The sequence below is a fragment of the Paenibacillus sp. FSL R10-2778 genome (genome assembly GCF_038593035.1).
Taxonomy (GTDB): domain Bacteria; phylum Bacillota; class Bacilli; order Paenibacillales; family Paenibacillaceae; genus Paenibacillus_AQ; species Paenibacillus_AQ odorifer.
Genome location: NZ_CP151956.1, coordinates 4,268,168 through 4,286,862 on the forward strand (window position 1 = coordinate 4,268,168; position 18,695 = coordinate 4,286,862).

15 protein-coding genes are annotated in these 18,695 nt (G+C 45.4%); all 15 read right to left on the reverse strand.

The features are described from left to right. Positions 1–46 precede the first annotated feature (46 nt). On the reverse strand, positions 47–493 hold the full coding sequence (gene dut, locus NST40_RS19210; protein ID WP_172628834.1) for a dUTP diphosphatase: 447 nt from the start codon (positions 491–493) through the stop codon (positions 47–49). Continuing rightward, positions 468–1,736, reverse strand: coding sequence for a pitrilysin family protein (locus NST40_RS19215; RefSeq protein ID WP_076276217.1), 1,269 nt, complete (start codon positions 1,734–1,736; stop codon positions 468–470). Before NST40_RS19215 ends, dut begins: the two co-directional genes overlap by 26 nt. Before the next feature lie 78 nt (positions 1,737–1,814). Further along, a complete protein-coding gene (locus NST40_RS19220; protein WP_076190910.1) occupies positions 1,815–2,798 on the reverse strand; it encodes a polysaccharide deacetylase family protein in 984 nt (327 codons plus the stop codon). A gap of 235 nt (positions 2,799–3,033) precedes the next feature. Then, positions 3,034–5,136 carry a polyribonucleotide nucleotidyltransferase gene (gene pnp / locus NST40_RS19225; protein ID WP_342409906.1) on the reverse strand — a complete coding sequence of 701 codons (2,103 nt, stop codon included), beginning with the start codon at positions 5,134–5,136 and terminating at the stop codon, positions 3,034–3,036. A 293-nt stretch (positions 5,137–5,429) separates the two neighbouring features. Then, positions 5,430–5,699 carry a 30S ribosomal protein S15 gene (gene rpsO / locus NST40_RS19230; RefSeq protein WP_036656390.1) on the reverse strand — a complete coding sequence of 90 codons (270 nt, stop codon included), beginning with the start codon at positions 5,697–5,699 and terminating at the stop codon, positions 5,430–5,432. 148 nt (positions 5,700–5,847) lie between these two features. Continuing rightward, complete coding sequence (locus NST40_RS19235; RefSeq protein WP_076182610.1) at positions 5,848–6,795, reverse strand: bifunctional riboflavin kinase/FAD synthetase; 948 nt, start codon at positions 6,793–6,795, stop codon at positions 5,848–5,850. A gap of 37 nt (positions 6,796–6,832) precedes the next feature. Beyond that, positions 6,833–7,747, reverse strand: a complete 915-nt coding sequence (gene truB, locus NST40_RS19240) for a tRNA pseudouridine(55) synthase TruB (RefSeq protein WP_342409907.1) — start codon at positions 7,745–7,747, stop codon at positions 6,833–6,835. Beyond that, the gene (locus tag NST40_RS19245; protein WP_076106341.1) at positions 7,744–8,721 is read right to left on the reverse strand and encodes a bifunctional oligoribonuclease/PAP phosphatase NrnA; all 978 of its coding nucleotides are present in this window, start codon (positions 8,719–8,721) and stop codon (positions 7,744–7,746) included. The genes truB and NST40_RS19245 overlap by 4 nt, the downstream gene beginning before the upstream one ends. Before the next feature lie 72 nt (positions 8,722–8,793). Continuing rightward, the gene (gene rbfA / locus NST40_RS19250; RefSeq protein ID WP_076136417.1) at positions 8,794–9,141 is read right to left on the reverse strand and encodes a 30S ribosome-binding factor RbfA; all 348 of its coding nucleotides are present in this window, start codon (positions 9,139–9,141) and stop codon (positions 8,794–8,796) included. A gap of 18 nt (positions 9,142–9,159) precedes the next feature. Beyond that, complete coding sequence (gene infB, locus NST40_RS19255) at positions 9,160–11,829, reverse strand: translation initiation factor IF-2 (protein WP_340393946.1); 2,670 nt, start codon at positions 11,827–11,829, stop codon at positions 9,160–9,162. After that, positions 11,822–12,145 (reverse strand): YlxQ family RNA-binding protein, encoded by a 324-nt coding sequence (locus NST40_RS19260; protein WP_036688466.1) that lies wholly within the window; start codon positions 12,143–12,145, stop codon positions 11,822–11,824. The genes infB and NST40_RS19260 overlap by 8 nt, the downstream gene beginning before the upstream one ends. Next, positions 12,138–12,446, reverse strand: a complete 309-nt coding sequence (locus tag NST40_RS19265; protein ID WP_036688467.1) for a YlxR family protein — start codon at positions 12,444–12,446, stop codon at positions 12,138–12,140. The genes NST40_RS19260 and NST40_RS19265 overlap by 8 nt, the downstream gene beginning before the upstream one ends. A gap of 28 nt (positions 12,447–12,474) precedes the next feature. Further along, a complete protein-coding gene (gene nusA, locus NST40_RS19270) occupies positions 12,475–13,572 on the reverse strand; it encodes a transcription termination factor NusA (RefSeq protein ID WP_076182615.1) in 1,098 nt (365 codons plus the stop codon). Between the two features lie 26 nt (positions 13,573–13,598). Next, positions 13,599–14,066 (reverse strand): ribosome maturation factor RimP, encoded by a 468-nt coding sequence (gene rimP, locus NST40_RS19275; RefSeq protein ID WP_076182620.1) that lies wholly within the window; start codon positions 14,064–14,066, stop codon positions 13,599–13,601. Between the two features lie 199 nt (positions 14,067–14,265). Next, complete coding sequence (locus NST40_RS19280) at positions 14,266–18,594, reverse strand: PolC-type DNA polymerase III (protein ID WP_076127841.1); 4,329 nt, start codon at positions 18,592–18,594, stop codon at positions 14,266–14,268. Positions 18,595–18,695: the final 101 nt, after the last annotated feature.

The following is an 18,695-nucleotide window of genomic DNA, read 5'->3' on the forward strand; positions in this document are numbered from 1 at the left end:
TTGGGCATGAATTCGTAAGCTTTTTAAATGAATTGTAACAACAATCTTACTTGCCAGTATGGCCAAAGCCTCCGGCTCCGCGTTGAGTTTCGGACAACTCTTCCACTTCCACCAAATTAACCACTGGAACGGCTTGAAATACCATTTGGGCAATCCGCTCATTGCGAGCGATAGCAAAAGGCTCCTGCCCCAGATTGATCAAGAGCACTTTGATCTCTCCGCGGTAATCGGCGTCTATAGTTCCAGGTGTATTCAAGCAGGTAATCCCGTGCTTCAAGGCCAGTCCACTACGCGGACGGATCTGCGCTTCAAGCCCCTCTGGCATAGCCAGTGAAATCCCTGTTGGAATTAATGCCCGCTCTCCTGGTGCAAGTACAATTTCACCCGCAACGGCAGCATAAAGATCATAACCGGAAGCTTGCTCCGACATTTTACAAGGAAGATTTACATCCTCGTTTCCAGCAAGTTTATTGATTTGTACGTAATAAGACAAGATCATCTCTCCTAACATTTGCAATAGCTTTATCTGATGAGCCTACCATCGCTAAAGAAAGCGGCTCCGCGAACATATGATCCAGCACACTGTTGATATTGTCCATCGTCACTAGCTGAATTTTGGCGATCATATCGTCCAATGTATTATGTCTTCCGAGCATAAGTTCATTTTTTCCGATACGGTTCATTCGGCTGCTAGTGCTTTCGAGACTAAGGATGAGGCTGCCTTTAAGCTGCTCCTTACCTTTTCTCAGCTCATCTTCACTGAGGCCGTTGGTAGCAAGTTCGTACATCATTTCCTTGATTAACTCCATGACATCCTTTGTTTGCTTGGGCGCTGTTCCAGCATAGACCGTAAACAGACCAGAATCTGCCTGGGAGCTGTGATAGGAATACACCGAATAAGCTAATCCGCGCTTTTCACGAATTTCCTGGAACATGCGGGAGCTCATCCCTCCGCCTACGGCATTATTAATCAGCACCATAGCATACTGCAGGGGATCGCCAGAACGGACACCTGGTAAGGAAAGACAGATGTGATTCTGCTCTGTTTTCTTGCGGTGAAATATGAGCTCTCCATAGTAATCTGGTGGAGTCAGCGGAGCACTTGTACCATGATTATCAAAAGAACCAAAATGCTGTTCCAGCAGTTCAATCAATCCATCACTAATGTTGCCGGCAACGCTTATAACCGTATTCTCAATCGTGTATTGTTCCTTCATATACGCCCGAAGATCATCCGGCTTCATCTCCATTAGCCGTTCCTTCAAGCCAAGGATGGAATACGCAAGCGGATGGTCCTTGTAGGCAGCAGCACACATCAAATCATGCACAAGATCATCCGGCGTGTCCTCGCACATGGAAATTTCCTCAAGGATGACATTCTTTTCTTTCTCCAGCTCTTCAGCGTCCATCCGTGAACGGAAGAACATATCCGCTAACACATCTACAGCGATAGGCAGATGCTCATCCAATACTTTAGCATAATAACATGTATATTCCTTTGAGGTAAACGCATTTACATTGCCGCCGATGGCGTCAAACTGCTCAGCAATATCCTTGGCGCTGTACCGATCCGTTCCTTTAAAAAGCATATGTTCTACAAAATGGGATATCCCGTTGTTTCCAGGATGTTCATTCCGAGAGCCTGTCTTTACCCAGATTCCGAAAGAAACGGACCGGCCGGTCGGGATTTTCTCCATTACCACTCGTAAACCATTGGATAACACTATTTTTTCCACTTCAAGTCCTCCTGGCTAATAGCCATGTTCTATCTAATTTAATTACACGTGCCTATAATCCTACCAGAAATACATCTCTCACTCAACATTAGAGGGGATTAGCCGCTCTGCTGAGAGCGTTTGACTAACTGTGCCTAGCTGTAACCCTTTTGCTTTGATTCCACGTATCATGGCCTTCAGAGCTTTAGAGGATGCGGCTGTGGGATGCATTAGGACTAGAGTGCCCGGTTCCGCTTTGCTTGTGATTTTGGCAACCACAGATTCAGGAGACGGATTACGCCAATCTACGGTATCCACGGTCCAAAGTACGGTTTTGAGCCCTAAACTGCCTGCAATTTCTACGGTCTCCTGATCGAAATCACCAGAAGGGGGGGCGAACCATTTATTAGTGACTCCAAGCGATTCCTTTAACAGCTTTTGTGTCTTCTCAATTTCTACAGTAGCTCGCGCACGACTTAAAGTACTCATATTAGGGTGGGTATAAGCGTGATTCTCCATCTCATGACCGCGTTTTAGCATTTCTTTAGCCAGTTCCGGGTTTTTACTCAGCCAGCTCCCATCCAGAAAAAACGTAACTTTAACGTTCTCTTCATCCAAAACATCCAACATTGGCACAATGTACTCATTTCCCCACGCCACATTAATCATCAGCGATACCATCGGCTTAGCCGGATTCCCACGATATATGGGTTCAGCTCCCAGTTGATTCAGGGATATCTGTGGTTCGATCTGCCGATACACAAATTTTATAGGTTCTTTTGGTGCCAAAAGAGCATTCCGATATGTACTCTCTACATCAATTTCAAGCCCGTTATAACCCGGAATCGCCTTCCATACCCGATCAACCACAGCATTCACTGGAGGGGCATTAAGCTTGGCTGCGGCGGTCTCAATCCGTGTCCGAAGATCATTGTTCTCCGCCTTAGAAATATCCTTCCACACAGCTAGGTCATCCTGCGGCTTCAATTGCGCAAGCATGTCCTTTACCGGTCCCTGAGTGCTGCCAATTCCTATCACGATCGCAATACAAGCAACCACTAAAGCCACTTTTTCCGTCTTCATGACGACTTCCTCCCCGGTAGAAACGACTTGTAGTCCGTTCCACACGAATACAAAGACACTTTGTCCCAATCTATGAGACAAAAGAGGAATTTATGTCATAAGAACAGAGGCCAGAGGCGTGATAGTGATGCACATTACTTTATTTCATATAAAAAAAGAGCCAGAACGCAATCGCTTCTGTCTCCTTTTATTATGCTATTAGGTACTTTAGAAAAGGTACCTCTACAATCGAAACTTAAGCTTTAGCTCCAGTTTCCGAAGTCAATACCGCTTTACGCGACAGGTTAACCCGGCCTTGTTGGTCGATTTCGGTAACTTTAACGGTAATTGTATCCCCGACAGCTACAACATCTTCAACCTTAGCTACGCGCTCAGTAGACAATTGGGAAATGTGTACCAATCCGTCTTTACCCGGAATTAGTTCAATAAATGCTCCAAATTTCTCAATACGTCTAACTGTACCCACATAGATTTCTCCAACTTGTACTTCACGCACAAGTCCTTCGATAATCGAACGCGCCTTTTGGATCATTTCTTCATCTGAAGAACCGATAAAGACACGGCCATCTTGTTCGATGTCGATTTTTACGCCGGTTTCTTCAATAATTTTATTGATAATCTTACCACCAGCACCGATAACATCACGGATTTTGTCCGGATTGATGTTGATAATAATGATTTTTGGAGCATATTTGGACAGATTAGGTCTTGGCGCAGAGATCGCTTCATTCATTTTGTCCAAGATGAACAGACGGCCTTCTTTAGCCTGCTGAAGTGCATCCTGAAGAATTTTGCGGTCGATACCGGCAATCTTAATGTCCATTTGAATAGCTGTAACACCTTCTGCTGTACCAGCTACCTTGAAGTCCATATCTCCGAGATGATCTTCCATACCTTGAATATCCGTCAGGATGGAGACATGCTCTCCGTCTTTGATCAGACCCATTGCTACTCCGGCTACAGGTGCTTTGATTGGCACACCAGCGTCCATCATAGCCAGAATGCTGGCACAGATACTTGCCTGGGAAGTAGAACCGTTAGATTCAATCGCTTCTGATACTAGACGAATCGTGTACGGGAATTCAGTTTCACTAGGAATAACCTTGGATAATGCACGTTCTCCAAGTGCTCCATGACCGATTTCACGGCGTCCTGGTGCTCTAAGCGGACGAGCTTCCCCTACGCTGAACGGCGGGAAGTTGTAATGGTGCATGAAACGTTTCGTTTCAGTAGGATCGATTCCGTCAAGAATTTGCACATCACCTAGTGCCCCAAGAGTACAAACGCTAAGGATTTGTGTTTGTCCACGTGTAAACAGACCGGAACCGTGTGTACGCGGTAACAGACTTGTATCACATTCAATCGGACGGATTTCATCAAGTTTACGTCCATCTGGACGAACCTTATCATGTGTGATTAGACGTCTTACTTCATCCTTCACGATATCATGTAGGACTTCTTTAACATCTTTCAGAAGCTCCGGTGCTTCTATGTACTTCTCTACGAAATACGCAACCGCTTCATCATTAACGACATCAATCGCTTCCTGACGCGCATGTTTTTCAGCTATTTTAACGGCTTCCACCAGACGAGCCTCAGCAAATGCACGGACCTCAGTATTCACGTCAGCATTCACTGTATGCAGCTTCACAGCCATTTTTTCTTTACCAGCCACTTTAACCAGTTCTTCAATGGTTGCAACGATCTTGCGGATTTCATCATGACCGAACATAATCGCTTCGAGCATCACATCTTCCGTCACTTCGTTCGCTTCTGCTTCAACCATCATGATTGCATCCTTCGTTCCAGCAACCACTACATAAACATCACTGATTGCTTGCTGAGACATATCCGGATTGATCACAAACTCTCCATTAATCCGACCTACAGCAACGCCGCCGATTGGTCCATCAAAAGGCACATCGGAAATACTAAGTGCAGCTGAAGTACCGATCATAGCAGCAATATCTGGTGCGCAGTCCTGATCCACACTCATTACCATGTTCAATACCTGAACATCGTTACGAAATCCTTCAGGGAACAGTGGTCTGATTGGACGGTCTGTCAAACGGCTTGACAGAATCGCTTTCTCACTCGGTCTACCTTCCCGTTTAATAAATCCGCCAGGAATTTTACCTACCGCATATAATCTTTCCTCATAGTTAACTGTAAGCGGGAAAAAATCCAGATCCTTAGGCTCTTTCGAAGCCGTAACGGTACATAATACCGAAGTATCCCCGTAACGCACCATAACAGCTGCATTTGCTTGTTTAGCCAGGCGGCCCGTTTCCAGCACAAGGCGTCTTCCACCCAGCTGCATTTCTACACGTTTTTCCATAAATACCTCCTTGAATAGTAGTAGACCCGCAGTCTAAAATAGCAGGTTCACATATCGATCTAAATGATTTGGAAAGGCTTGTCCCAAAAGGAGGTTGCCTATTCTGTATGCATATAAGAAGAAACGGCTGGGCCTTACTGAAAAGTAAAGCCGCCGTTTTTGCGAATAATCTCATCGATCCTAATATTAAGTTTTCCCTAAATTTTCAAAAAGCAACCCAGCTGTCCCGCTGTCGCTCCGAGAAGGACATACGGTATACAACCAGGCTGCTTTAAGAGTAATCTTATGGAAAATTAACGACGCAATCCCAGTCTTTCGATCAGGGCGCTGTAACGTCTGATGTCTTTGTTTTTCAAATACGCCAGAAGTTTACGACGTTGTCCAACCATTTTCAACAATCCACGACGGGAGTGATGATCTTTCTTGTGCGTACGCAAGTGGTCAGTCAAATTAACGATGTTCTCCGTTAGGATAGCAACTTGCACCTCAGGGGATCCAGTATCGGATTCGTGAGTTTTGTGCTCGTCGATCAATTGATGTTTACGTTCTTGAGTTAATGCCATCCTGTTCACCTCCTTCAATATAATCGCCACTAGCCTCGTCACCGTCGGTGAGAACGTGCAACCAAGCTAAGGTTATGATGCTGTAAGCCAGCAACGTTACTTAGTATAGCATCTCCATTAACAAAAGTAAACGGCTTGTCCGGGATGACTATAAATTATACTCCAGAATCTTCTTCGCGGTTTCTGCATCCTCGCCAATCTGAGTAATCAATGCCCCAATGGAGTCAAACTTCCGTTCTGGACGAATGTAAGATACCAATTCTACCTTAAGCTCTTGATCATACAGGTCACCCTCGAAGTCAAACAGATGTACCTCAAAGCTCGGAGTCAACACACCCTCATGAAAGGTTGGTTTAACACCCACATTCATAACCCCGTACAGAACTTTATCCTTATAAAAGACTCGGACCGCATATACACCTTTGGTCGGAATGACAAAATGATCACTGAGCTTCAAATTGGCAGTTGGAAAACCAATTGTGCGGCCTCTCTTCTCACCATGCCCCACTTCACCACGCAGATGATAGCAACGTCCGAACCAGGAGTTTGCCAGTCCCAGATCTCCATTTTGGAGACTTTTGCGAATGCCGGAGCTGCTAACCTTTTCGCCTTCAAGCAGAAAAGGAGGAGCAACTTCCACATTCATAACACCTTCACCCAGCTTACGAAGCATCTCAACATCGCCTTCACCTTGGTAGCCAAAGCGAAAGTCAAAGCCAACAACTGCAGTTACAATATGTAGCGGCAAAAGCATAACAGAGACAAAATTCTGAGGACTAACCCGGGAAAGCTGTTCATTAAATTCAACAACATACAGGATATCGACACCCATGCTGGCAAGAATCTCTTGCTTTTCAAAGGGTGGCGTCAAGTACCCTTCATAATCCCCCTTACCCATAACATCTTTGGGATGAGGATGAAATGTAAGGACTGCAGCCGGCACACCTTGTTTACGGGCTAAGGCCACAGCGGATGTAATGACGCTGGCATGTCCACGATGCAGGCCGTCAAACTGCCCTAGAGCAGCCACTTGAGGTTGTGCCCATTCGGCAGCAGTCTCCGGCGACATCGGATAGGTTAACGTTACGGTTCTCACGCTGTTTCTCACCTACAATTCACTTGGTAAAATTGATTTAAGCTTGTGCAAACACTTTTACTGGGGCAATAGCACCTGTCTCTTCCAGCTCATAAATGCCAAGAAACAATCCCTGAAGATCGTATAGCCGAATTTGACCTGCTGTCTTCACTTCTGGAGCAATGAACCGCGAAGACAAACGTTGACCCTGCAGTGCTGCCTTCTTCTTCTCATCCATAACGGTATGCTTAGGCAAATGCGAAATTGCCTCATCAGCAGCGATTAAATGATCTTCCAATGTTCCGGCTTCCTTGTGCGCGGCAATATCCTCAAGGGATAAACAATGGCTGGCAGAAATTCCTGCCGACATTGTTCTCTCCAGCTTCACCATTACACCCGGCAGCCCAAGCGCACGACCGATATCAACACAAAGTGTACGAATATACGTGCCTTTGGAGCATAATACCCGGAAAGTGATGTCGGGATGATTACCTTCCCAAGTCATATCCGTCATTTCGATTTCATAAATCTCTACTTCACGACTTTTCCGTTCAACGGTTTTGCCTTCTCTAGCCAATTCATAAAGACGTTTGCCGTCCACTTTCACCGCAGAGTACATGGGAGGAACCTGAGAAATTACGCCTTTGAAAGAGGCAAGCACTGCAAGAATCTCTTCCGCAGTTACATGAACCTCATCTACAGTTTCCGTAATGGTTCCAGTTAAGTCTTCAGTATCACTGGACATCCCCAGTCTCAGTGTTGCCACATATTCTTTGGGCAGCTCCTGAATATACTCCACAACGCGAGTCGCACGTCCCAGACAAAGCGGCAATACACCAGTCACTTGGGGATCTAGTGTCCCCGTATGACCAATCCGTTTCATGCCGAGAATACGACGTGCCTTGGCTACAACATCATGTGAAGTGAAGCCTGCCGGTTTATAAACCGCCAGAACACCTTCTAGTTCACTCATAAATGACGTCTTACCTCCTCAAGCACCTGAGCTATTGCCTCTTCAAGCGTAGCTTCTATACGCGCACCTGCAGCACGGGTATGACCGCCGCCTCCAAACGTTTGCGCCAATGCAGCCACGTCTACTTTACCGGCAGAACGTAGGCTAACCTTGACCGCATGTTCGTGAATAACTTTAAAAAGAATGCCTACTTCCACGCCCCGAATATTACGAGGGTAGTTCACGATTCCTTCCAAATCTTCATTAGCAGCAGCACATTCGATCATATGCTCGGGTGTAACATATAGCCAGGCAATATCTCCTTCAGGAGATAATTCCAGCGTATTTAAGGCTTTATTTAATATTTTAACCTGTGGCAGCGTCATTTCTTCAAGCAATGTCTCAGCGAGTTCAGGACCGTTAACTCCAAGGGATAATAGCTCAGATACAGCTGCCATTACTTTTGGTGATGTGTTGGTATAACGAAAACCACCGGTATCTGTTAACAGACCCGTATATATAGCTGTGGCGATATCAATATCCCATTCGATCTCGAATGTCTTCAGCAGGTCGAACAAAATTTCCGCTGTCGCAGCTGCATCCGGTTTGATTAAATTAACGAATCCATAACCGTTATTTGTTGGATGGTGATCAATATTCAGGATAAGAGCCTCATTCGCAAAATAGCGATTTGTGAGCCCTACTCGCTGAAAATCCGCACAATCCACACAGATGACGTTGCTGTATTGACGGGGCGGTTCACTAGAGGCCATATTGATGATTTCATCCGAATGCCATAGGTATTCCATTCGCTTCGGGATTGGTCCTTCATTCAGCATAGTGTATTTTTTGCCCAGACATGAGAGAAGCCAGCCCACCGCAAGGGTGGAGCTGACTGCATCTCCGTCCGGCTGAACATGCGACACTACAAGGTAATCGTCGTGTTCCAGCAGAAACTCACGGGTCTGCTGGAGACTTTGTTCATAGCTCTGCATTCGCCGTCTCCTTTTTAAAGGTTGTTCAAAATAGCATAACGCTATTTTGAACCCCACTTTAATCACTTATTTCTAATCGTTCTTATGAAGCTCTCCAAGAAGCTTCTCAATATGACTGCCATAAGCGACAGATTCGTCGATCTTGAAGATCAGCTCCGGTGTATGCCGAAGGCGAATGGCCTTGCCAAGCTCTGAGCGAAGAAAACCATTGGCTTTCTCAATCGCTTTAAGCGAGTCTGACTTCTGCTCTTCATCCCCGAACACGCTTAGGTATACCTTAGCTTGCGATAGATCGTTAGTCACGTCTACGCCAGTTACAGTTACAAAACCGATTCGAGGGTCTTTCAGACCGCTTTGGATAAGTTGACTAAGCTCTTTCTTGATCTGCTCGCCCACTCGTCCTGCTCTAATTTTAGACATCTATATTCACCTCTTCGCTTAGCGCTCTACAGTTTCCATAAGAAACGCTTCGATAATGTCGCCCTCTTGGACGTCATTATAGCGTTCCAAAGTTATGCCACATTCATAACCTTGCGCCACTTCTTTGGCATCATCTTTGAAACGTTTCAAAGTATCAACCTTACCTGTGAACACTACGATTCCGCTACGGATCAAGCGCATTTCAGCATTACGGGTAATTTTACCGGAAGTAACCATACATCCTGCAATGGTACCCACTTTGCTGATTTTGAACACGCTGCGAACTTCGGCGTGACCGATAACATTCTCTTTATAGATAGGATCGAGCATACCTTTCATGGCACTTTCGATTTCTTCAATTACGTTGTAGATAATGTTGTGCAGACGAACATCTACTTTTTCTTGCTCAGCAGCTGCTTTGGTCTGTGCGTCTGGACGAACATTAAAGCCGATAACGATAGCATTCGATGCTGCTGCAAGCGTAATATCGGATTCAGTAATCGCACCAGCACCGCTGTGAATGATCTTCACGCGTACGCCTTCCACTTCGATCTTAGCCAAGGATCCTTTAAGCGCCTCGACTGAACCTTGTACGTCAGCTTTGATAATCACGTTAAGGTCTTTGATCTCGCCATCTTTAATGTGCTGGAACAGATCATCCAAAGTTACACGGGTGTTCGTATTCAGCTCAGATTGACGTTGGGAAGTAGAACGTCTATCAGCAATCGCACGCGCTTTACGCTCATCTTCGAAAGCCATAAACGGATCGCCAGCTTGTGGCACCTCAGTCAAACCAGTAATTTCTACTGGAGTAGATGGTCCAGCTTCTTTGATCTTACGACCTTTATCATTGACCATCGCACGTACACGTCCGAAGCAGTTACCTGCTACAAAGGCATCGCCGACTTTCAACGTACCGTTCTGAACGAGTATACGAGCAACTGGTCCACGGGATTTATCAAGCTCAGCTTCTATAACAGTACCGCGTGCCCGTTTGTCAGGGTTCGCTTTGTACTCATTAACTTCAGCTACGAGCAGGATCATTTCCAGCAGTTCTTCCAAGTTAATACGTTGTTTCGCAGAGAGGTTAACGAAGATGGTATCTCCGCCCCACTCTTCAGGAACAAGTTCATAACTTGTAAGCTCTTGCTTCACCTTATCAGGATCTGCACCCGGTTTGTCGATTTTATTAACAGCGACAATAATCGGAAGTCCAGCAGCCTTAGCGTGTGCAATAGCTTCAACGGTCTGAGGCATAACACCGTCATCAGCAGCTACTACGATAATTGTCATATCCGTAACCTGTGCACCACGAGCACGCATAGCAGTAAATGCTTCGTGACCAGGTGTATCAAGGAACGTGATTTTCTTTTGGTTGATTTCGACTTGATAAGCACCGATGTGCTGAGTGATTCCGCCGGCTTCGCCTAGCGTCACATTGGTCGAACGAATAGCATCAAGTAGTGTAGTTTTACCATGGTCAACGTGACCCATAATAGTAACTACTGGAGGACGAGTCTGAAGATCCTCTTCATTGTCATTCTCTTCCACTGTTTCGAAGCTGTCCTCGTCAACAGGAATCTTCACTTCTACTTCTACGCCAAATTCAGCAGCGAGTAGCAAAATGGTGTCGATATCAAGTTCTTGGTTGATGGTAGCCATAACACCCATCGAAATCAGCTTTTTGATTACTTCAGAAGCATCCTTGTGAAGCAATTTCGCTGTTTCACCAACGGTCATGCTGCCACGAACGATGATTTTCTTAGGTGTGTTATCGATCTTCTCGCGGTGTACCATTGGCTGGTTCTTGCCACGGCCATTCTTACCACCACGACCGCGGTAGTTACCACCTTTACCATCATCGAAACGTCTTTGATTATTATTCGGTCTGCCACCAGTTGTGTTCTTTTTAGGACCTCTGTCATCACCGCGTGTGAAACCTCCGCCTGTGCCAGATTGACCTTGTGGACGGCTGTCAGTGCGTGGTGCACTGCTTTGTCCTTGCGGACGGCTGCCACTTGTATTGCTGCCTTGTGGACGGCTTCCACCAGTGTTGCTGCCTTGTGGGCGGCTACCACCAGTATTGCTGCCTTGCGGACGGCTGCCACCGGTATTGCTACCTTGTGGACGGTTGCCGCCAGTATTACTGCTTTGCGGACGGCTGCCACCGGTATTGCTACCTTGTGGGCGATTGCCGCCAGTACTGCTGCCTTGCGGGCGGCTGCTACTAGTACTGCTAGTACTGTTAGTACTGTTAGTACGTGGAGCACCGCTTTGTTGCGGACGTGCATTCTGCGTTGAACCTGTTTGTGTTCTGCGGGAATCTTGTCCGCTTTGGGGCCTTGGGGACGTCGTCGATTGGTTGTTGTTTTGGTTACTGTTCATACCTACCTGCTTTTCCTGTTGATTTTTGTTGGCATTCTGAGCACTTTGAGGTTCGGCTGTTACCGCACCGGTTGTTACCGGCCGGCTGCTGGTGCCGGTATCCCGCTTGGCTGCAGCATTTGATTTGATATCCTTAAAGAACTGTTCAACTTTGTTCACGGATCCATTCTCCATGACACTCATATGATTATTCACAGGGACATTCAAACGCTTCAGAATAGTAATAATTTCTTTACTGCTCATGTTTAGTGACTTGGCGTATTCGTACACGCGCAATTTATCTTTGTTCTCTTCTTTAGTCAATAAATCCACCTCCGACAGTATCTCCGAGTTGCTTGGAGATCATTTCCGCGAATCCTTTATCCGTAATGGCCAGTACTACGCGCTGGTCTTTACCAATACTTGCACCGAGTTCATCCCGGTGAAATGCGATTACTAGTGGAATATCGTAAGTTCCGCATTTATCACGGAACTTTTTTTGGGTATTATCTGAAGCGTCACCTGCCAGAACGACCAGCTTCGCCTCTGAAGACCGTACAGCTTTGAGTACAGCCTCGTCACCGGTGACTATCTTGCCTGCTCTCATGGCAAGCCCTAAATAAGAAAGCGCCTTACTCATTATCCTCACTATCCTTTGCTGCTAGAAACTGCTCTTCCACGGAAGTAAACTCCCGGGCTAGCTGGGCGTAGATTTCAGGACTCACTTGACATTTCAATGCACGGTCAAGTGCTTTGTTCTTTTGTGCCAGCTGAAAGCATTCAAGCTTGCCGCATATGTAAGCACCACGGCCTGACTTCTTGCCCGTCAGATCAATCAGCACTTCACCTTCAGGCGTTCTTACCACACGAATCAGCTCTTTTTTAGGCATCATCTCTTGGGTAGCAACGCATTTACGCAGCGGCACCTTTTTTTGTTTCATTACAAACGCCTCCCGTCAAGCAGGTTAATTAATCTATGGAGACGGAATCCTGATGCATTTCATCAATAGAAGATTTCGGTCTGCCGTATTCCTGCTCCGCTTGAGTTTCACTCTTGATATCAATCTTCCAGCCGGTAAGTTTAGCGGCAAGACGTGCATTTTGCCCTTTAATACCGATAGCCAGTGACAATTGATAGTCAGGAACGATAACTCTCGCCATCTTCTCCGTTTCAAAGACTTGAACTTCAAGAACCTTTGAAGGGCTAAGTGCATTCGCAACATATTCCTGCACCAGATCAGAATAACGGACGATATCGATCTTCTCACCGCGAAGCTCAGTAACGATGGTCTGAACGCGTGTGCCTCTTGGACCTACGCAAGAACCAACGGGATCTACTTCTGGATTGCGGGAATACACAGCAATCTTCGAGCGGAAGCCAGCTTCACGGGCTACAGAACGAATCTCAACTACACCGTCAAATATTTCAGGAACTTCAAGCTCGAACAGACGCTTCAGTAATCCAGGATGACTGCGGGAGAGCATAATCTGCGGACCTTTTGTTGTATTCTCAACTTTTGTGATATAAGCCTTGATGCGTTCGCTTTGTTTGAACTTTTCACCTGGCATCAATTCGCTAAGCGGAAGAACCGCTTCGATTTTACCAAGATCAATGTAAATGTTCCGCATATCTTGACGTTGAACTAGTCCAGTAACGATATCATCTTCTTTGTCGATAAAAGCATTATAGATAAGTCCACGCTCTGCCTCGCGAATTCGTTGAGTTACAACCTGCTTAGCAGTCTGTGCGGCAATACGTCCAAAATCACGCGGTGTCACTTCAAGCTCAGCGATATCTTCCAGCTGGAAATGCGGGTTAATTTCTCTGGCTGCCGGCAACGAGATTTCAGTCCTTGTATCCAGGACCTCCTCAACAATTAACTTGCGGGCAAACACTTTAATGACACCTGTATTGCGATTCATGTCAACACGCACGTTCTGTGCTGCATTGAAATTACGTTTATAACTAGAGATCAGCGCCGCTTCAATCGCTTCAAACAGCACATCTTTACTGATGCCTCTCTCCCTCTCCAGCTCATTCATTGCTTCAATAAACTCCATACTCATGAATTTCCGGCCCCCCTTTCAAGACGTTAAAAAATAATGGCCAATCTCGCACTTGCGACCTTGGCGTACGGTACTACATGTTCTTTTTTGCCCGCGGAGATGAGCAGTTCCTCGTTCTCGAACGAGAGCAAACGACCTTCAAATTCTTTGAGTCCTTGAATCGGCTCATAAACAGTCACATACACGTCCTTACCTACCGCTTTAGCTACATCCGAAGCTTTTTTGAGAGGACGCTCTGCTCCCGGCGAGGAAACCTCAAGGAAATATGCCTCAGGAATAGGATCATTCTCATCTAACTTCTGACTGAAATATTCGCTAATGATCCCGCAGTCATCAATATCAATGCCGCCTTCTTTATCTACGAATATACGCAGAAACCAATTGGAGCCTTCCTTCACGTATTCAACGTCCACCAGTTCGAAACCATTGTCGTCGAGATAGGGCCCGAGCATCTGCTCTACCGTTTGTTTAATTTTAGATTTGGGTGTGCTCAAAAGAAAATTACCTCCACGAACTTGTCTTTTGCTATATACCAAAGATAAAGAGTGGGTTTCCCCACTCTTTACACAACGGACTTATCTCATTATTACCAAAGAAATTATACCATAGGGAAACTGGACTGACAAGTGCTAGCCCTTGACTCCCCCTTTGGAGCACTCTTTTCTAGCCATGAAATAAGTGTTGTTAAAGCCTTTAAAATAGGGAAAGTTGATTGCTTTCCGGTAAGCCGCGGAAGCAGCCCATGCCGGTCAGCAGCTCAATAACCGTCTTACTTGCCTTTGATTTCTGCTGGAAATCTTCAATAGACAGGAACTCGCCAGCATCTTTCGCAGCAGCTATGTTGATAGCAGCATTCTCACCAATTCCCGCTAAAGCAGAAAACGGAGGAATCAAACTCTTGTCATCAACAATAAACTTATTCGCTTCTGAACGGTAAAGATCAATGTTTTTGAATGTAAACCCACGTGCCGTCATCTCCAAAGCCATCTCAAGGACAGGCAACATAGCCTTTTCCTTAGGCAAAGCTTGAAATCCTTTTTGCTCAATTTCTACGATCTGACGGCTGATGGCTTCATACCCCTTACAGCACAATTCAATATCAAAATCTGCTGCACGTACAGAGAAATAAGTCGCATAATATTCAATAGGATGATACAGCTTGAAGTAGGCGGTACGTACTGCAGAAATTACGTATGCAGCAGCATGCGCCTTCGGGAACATGTATTGAATCTTTAGACAAGAATCAATATACCATTGTGGGACCTTGCACTTTTTCATTTCCTCGATCCATTCGTCAGACAAACCTTTACCTTTACGAACACTCTCGGTAATTTTAAAGGCTAAGCTCGCATCCATTCCCGCTTTATAAATTAAGAAGAGCATGATGTCATCACGACAACCGATAACGGTCTTAATGTTACAAGTGTTATTCTTTATAAGCTCTTGAGCGTTACCAAGCCAAACTCCAGTACCATGAGACAAACCTGATATTTGCAGTAAGTCAGCAAAGCTGGACGGCTTCGACTCAATAAGCATTTGACGTACGAACTTGGTACCCATTTCGGGCACACCATAGGTCGCAACCGGTGATCTGATTTCGTCAGGTCTTACTCCAAGTGCATCTGTAGAGTTAAACATGCTCATTACTTTCGGATCATTCATCGGGATAGAAGTTGGATCAACACCTGTCAAATCCTGAAGCATCCGCATCATCGTCGGATCATCATGACCCAGAATATCAAGCTTCAGCAAATTCGCGTCAAAAGCGTGATAATCAAAGTGTGTGGTCTTCCATTCAGCATTGACATCATCCGCCGGGAATTGTACTGGCGTAATATCTTCTACCTCCATATAGTCTGGAACAACGACTATACCACCCGGATGCTGTCCCGTACTACGTTTAACGCCTGTACAGCCAGCCGCCAGACGGCCAACTTCAGCTCCACGCCAACGTTTCTGGTGCAGTTCTTCGTATTTTTTTGCAAATCCGAAGGCTGTCTTCTCAGCTACGGTACCAATCGTTCCGGCACGGAATACATTTTTCTCACCAAACATTTCTTTGGTAAAGTTATGTGCATTCGGCTGATATTCCCCTGAGAAGTTCAAGTCGATATCGGGGACTTTATCCCCTTTAAATCCAAGGAAGGTCTCGAACGGAATATCCTGGCCTTCACCTTTGAGCTTCTGACCGCAATCCGGGCAGACTTTATCTGGTAAATCGAATCCGCTCCGCACACTACCGTCCAGGAACCATTCATTATGGCGACACTCGGGGTTTAGGCAAATATAATGCGCAGGCAAAGGATTTACTTCTGAAATCCCAAGAAATGTAGCTACTACAGAAGAACCTACGGAACCCCGCGAGCCTACGAGATACCCATCCTGATTTGACTTTTTAACAAGACGTTCAGAAATCAAATAGTTGGCAGAGAACCCGTATTTAATAATCGGTGCAAGCTCTTTCTCCAAACGGGCAATAACTACCTCAGGCAGCTCTTCACCGTAAATGGATTTGGCAGTATTGTAGCAGGTCTCGCGAATTTCTTCGTCCGCCCCGTCAATAATTGGTGTAAATAGCTTATCTGGAAATAGCTCCAGTTCTTCAAAACGCTCCGCCAGCTCAACTGTATTTGTGACAACGACTTCCATCGCTTTTTCAGCACCAAGAAATTCGAATTCAGACAGCATTTCATCTGTTGTGCGGAAGTGTGCATCCGGTTTGCGTTGGTCTTTAAGCGGACTAAAGCCCGTGATCCCATTAATCGTAATATCACGATACAGCTTGTCCCGGGGTTCAAGATAATGTACATTCCCCGTTGCGATAACAGGTTTATTCAACTGTTCCCCTATTTCGCAAACCTTCCGGACTACATCGCGAAGCTCATCAGGGCCTGCTACAAAGCCCTTGTCCACCAAGTGCATGTACATGGTCAATGGCTGAATCTCCAGCACATCATAAAAATGAGCAACCTCCATGGCTTCCTCAGTCGTTTTGTTGAGTACTGCTTCAAAAAACTCTCCACGTTCACAACCCGAAATCACGAGCAGTCCATCTCTATGCTCTTCCAGCTTGGATTTCGGAATACAAGGTACACGTTTGAAATATTCCGTATGTGACATGGAAATGAGCTTATAGAGATTTTTTTTCCCTATTTGATTTAGTGCATAAATATTACAGTGGAACGGTCGTGTGTTCGAAAGATCATTACCCACATAATCGTTTAGTCGATCAAGGCGGGTCATGCCCTTCATCTTTTCAGCATCTGCGAGCAATCCTGTTAATATACCGCCGAGTGCTATGGTATCATCAATCGCACGGTGATGGCTTTCCAGAAGAACTTTATATTTATCGGCTAATGTGTTCAGCCTGTGATTCTTCATGCTTGGATATAGTAACCGCGCGAGCTCAAGCGTATCAAGAGATGGATTCGGAAGCACAGGTTCACCTATTTTACGTAACGAGGCCTGAATAAAACCCATATCAAATCTGGCGTTATGAGCTACAAGGATACTATCACCCACAAATTCAACAAACTTACGCAGTACTGGCTCAAGATCAGGAGCATCCTTAACCATTTCATCCGTAATATTGGTCAATTGCTGAATATGATAAGGGATTTTCTCATGCGGATTAACAAAAGTAGAATAACGGTCTACTTCTTTGCCTTCGCACATTTTAATGGCCGCCAGCTCCGTAATATTATTGCGGGTAATCGATAAACCCGTGGTTTCTATATCAAACACTACATAGGTAGCTGTCTTCAAGTCCAAAGGCTGAGCGTTCTCGACAATATTCACAGAGTCATTTACAACATTAGCTTCCACGCCATAAATCATTTTTATCTTATGCTTATGAGCTGCATGGTTTGCATCAGGAAAAGCCTGAACGCCGCCATGATCAGAAATCGCAATCGCAGGATGCCCCCACTGGGCAGCTGTTTTGACATAGGTAGTGATCGGAGTGACCGCATCCATCGTACTCATCGTAGTGTGAAGGTGGAATTCCACCCGTTTCTTAGGAGCTGTATCTTTACGCGCAGGCGGTGCCTTAACTTCCGTTAAATCCGAAGGGATCATCACGAGCTCAGGAATCTGCATAAAACGGTCATATTCTACTTTCCCGCGTGCTCTTACCCATTTGCCATTAGCTAGCTGACTCATAACCTTCAGATCATCTTTAGTCTTCGCGAACATCTTCATTTGTAGAGAATCCGTAAAATCGGTCAGACTGAAAGTGAACAAGGTACTGCCATTGCGAAGCTCCTTACGATCCAGACCAAAAATGGTACCCTGAATTGTAATTTTCTTCTCTTCATCTTGAATTTCAAGAATCGGCACGGCCTGTTCCTTAATTTCATACCCCACTTGAAGCTTAATTACTTCATTAGGATCGCTATCATCAGCAGGAGCTTCTGTTTCCACAGCAGTCATCATCTGCTCAACGATCTCGCGTTGTTCTTGCTGAAGCTTTTGCTGAAATTCTTCGAATGCTTCAACATTATTATTTTCGTTCTCCGCCATTAGTAATTTAACCTTTAAGGAGAGACCGAAATACTTATCATAAAATTTAATAATTGCTCCATCGATGCTTTTTTTGCGAGCTAACTCCATCGAAGTGGAATCACTCATCGTTAACATTAAAGTATCCTCTTTAAGCTCCTGCGAGGAGCGGGTCAGCCAGCCGTTTACCGATGGAATCTCCCGATGTACCCACTCCAGAAACAGTCCCCAATATTCCTGGACAAGCTCCGCTCTGCTAACCTTCTCATCATATAGGAACAAAAAGCTTACTTTAGCTATATGCTGTAGCTTCTCACGCATTCTAAGGCAAAATGTCCGATATACCTGTGCTGGAACCAGACTATCTTTCGCTATAACGATTTGCCAGTCCCGGTTGCCACGACTGATCTCAACACGTTCTATATACCCATCCAAAAAGTAGGGGTCCATGATTGCAGGTGGAATTTCACCCTGCTTCATCAAGAGCTCGAACCTTTTTCTTCTCTCCTGGTTTTGTTCCATGCTTTCCTCCCACCTTTAATAACCCAGTTAAAACTATCCATGATATACAGTGAAAGTACAATATGATAAGAAGAAACGATGTAGTCGACTTTTAAAGACGA

Bases quoted from the DNA above. Each gene is read 5' to 3' on its own strand.
- pnp (WP_342409906.1), bottom strand. From the start codon at position 5,136: ATGGAAAAACGTGTAGAAATGCAGCTGGGTGGAAGACGCCTTGTGCTG.
- NST40_RS19220 (WP_076190910.1), bottom strand. From the start codon at position 2,798: ATGAAGACGGAAAAAGTGGCTTTAGTGGTTGCTTGTATTGCGATCGTG.
- rpsO (WP_036656390.1), bottom strand. From the start codon at position 5,699: ATGGCATTAACTCAAGAACGTAAACATCAATTGATCGACGAGCACAAA.
- nusA (WP_076182615.1), bottom strand. From the start codon at position 13,572: ATGAGTATGGAGTTTATTGAAGCAATGAATGAGCTGGAGAGGGAGAGA.
- NST40_RS19265 (WP_036688467.1), bottom strand. From the start codon at position 12,446: ATGAAACAAAAAAAGGTGCCGCTGCGTAAATGCGTTGCTACCCAAGAG.
- NST40_RS19280 (WP_076127841.1), bottom strand. From the start codon at position 18,594: ATGGAACAAAACCAGGAGAGAAGAAAAAGGTTCGAGCTCTTGATGAAG.
- truB (WP_342409907.1), bottom strand. From the start codon at position 7,747: ATGAGTGAACTAGAAGGTGTTCTGGCGGTTTATAAACCGGCAGGCTTC.
- NST40_RS19245 (WP_076106341.1), bottom strand. From the start codon at position 8,721: ATGCAGAGCTATGAACAAAGTCTCCAGCAGACCCGTGAGTTTCTGCTG.
- NST40_RS19260 (WP_036688466.1), bottom strand. From the start codon at position 12,145: ATGAGTAAGGCGCTTTCTTATTTAGGGCTTGCCATGAGAGCAGGCAAG.
- rbfA (WP_076136417.1), bottom strand. From the start codon at position 9,141: ATGTCTAAAATTAGAGCAGGACGAGTGGGCGAGCAGATCAAGAAAGAG.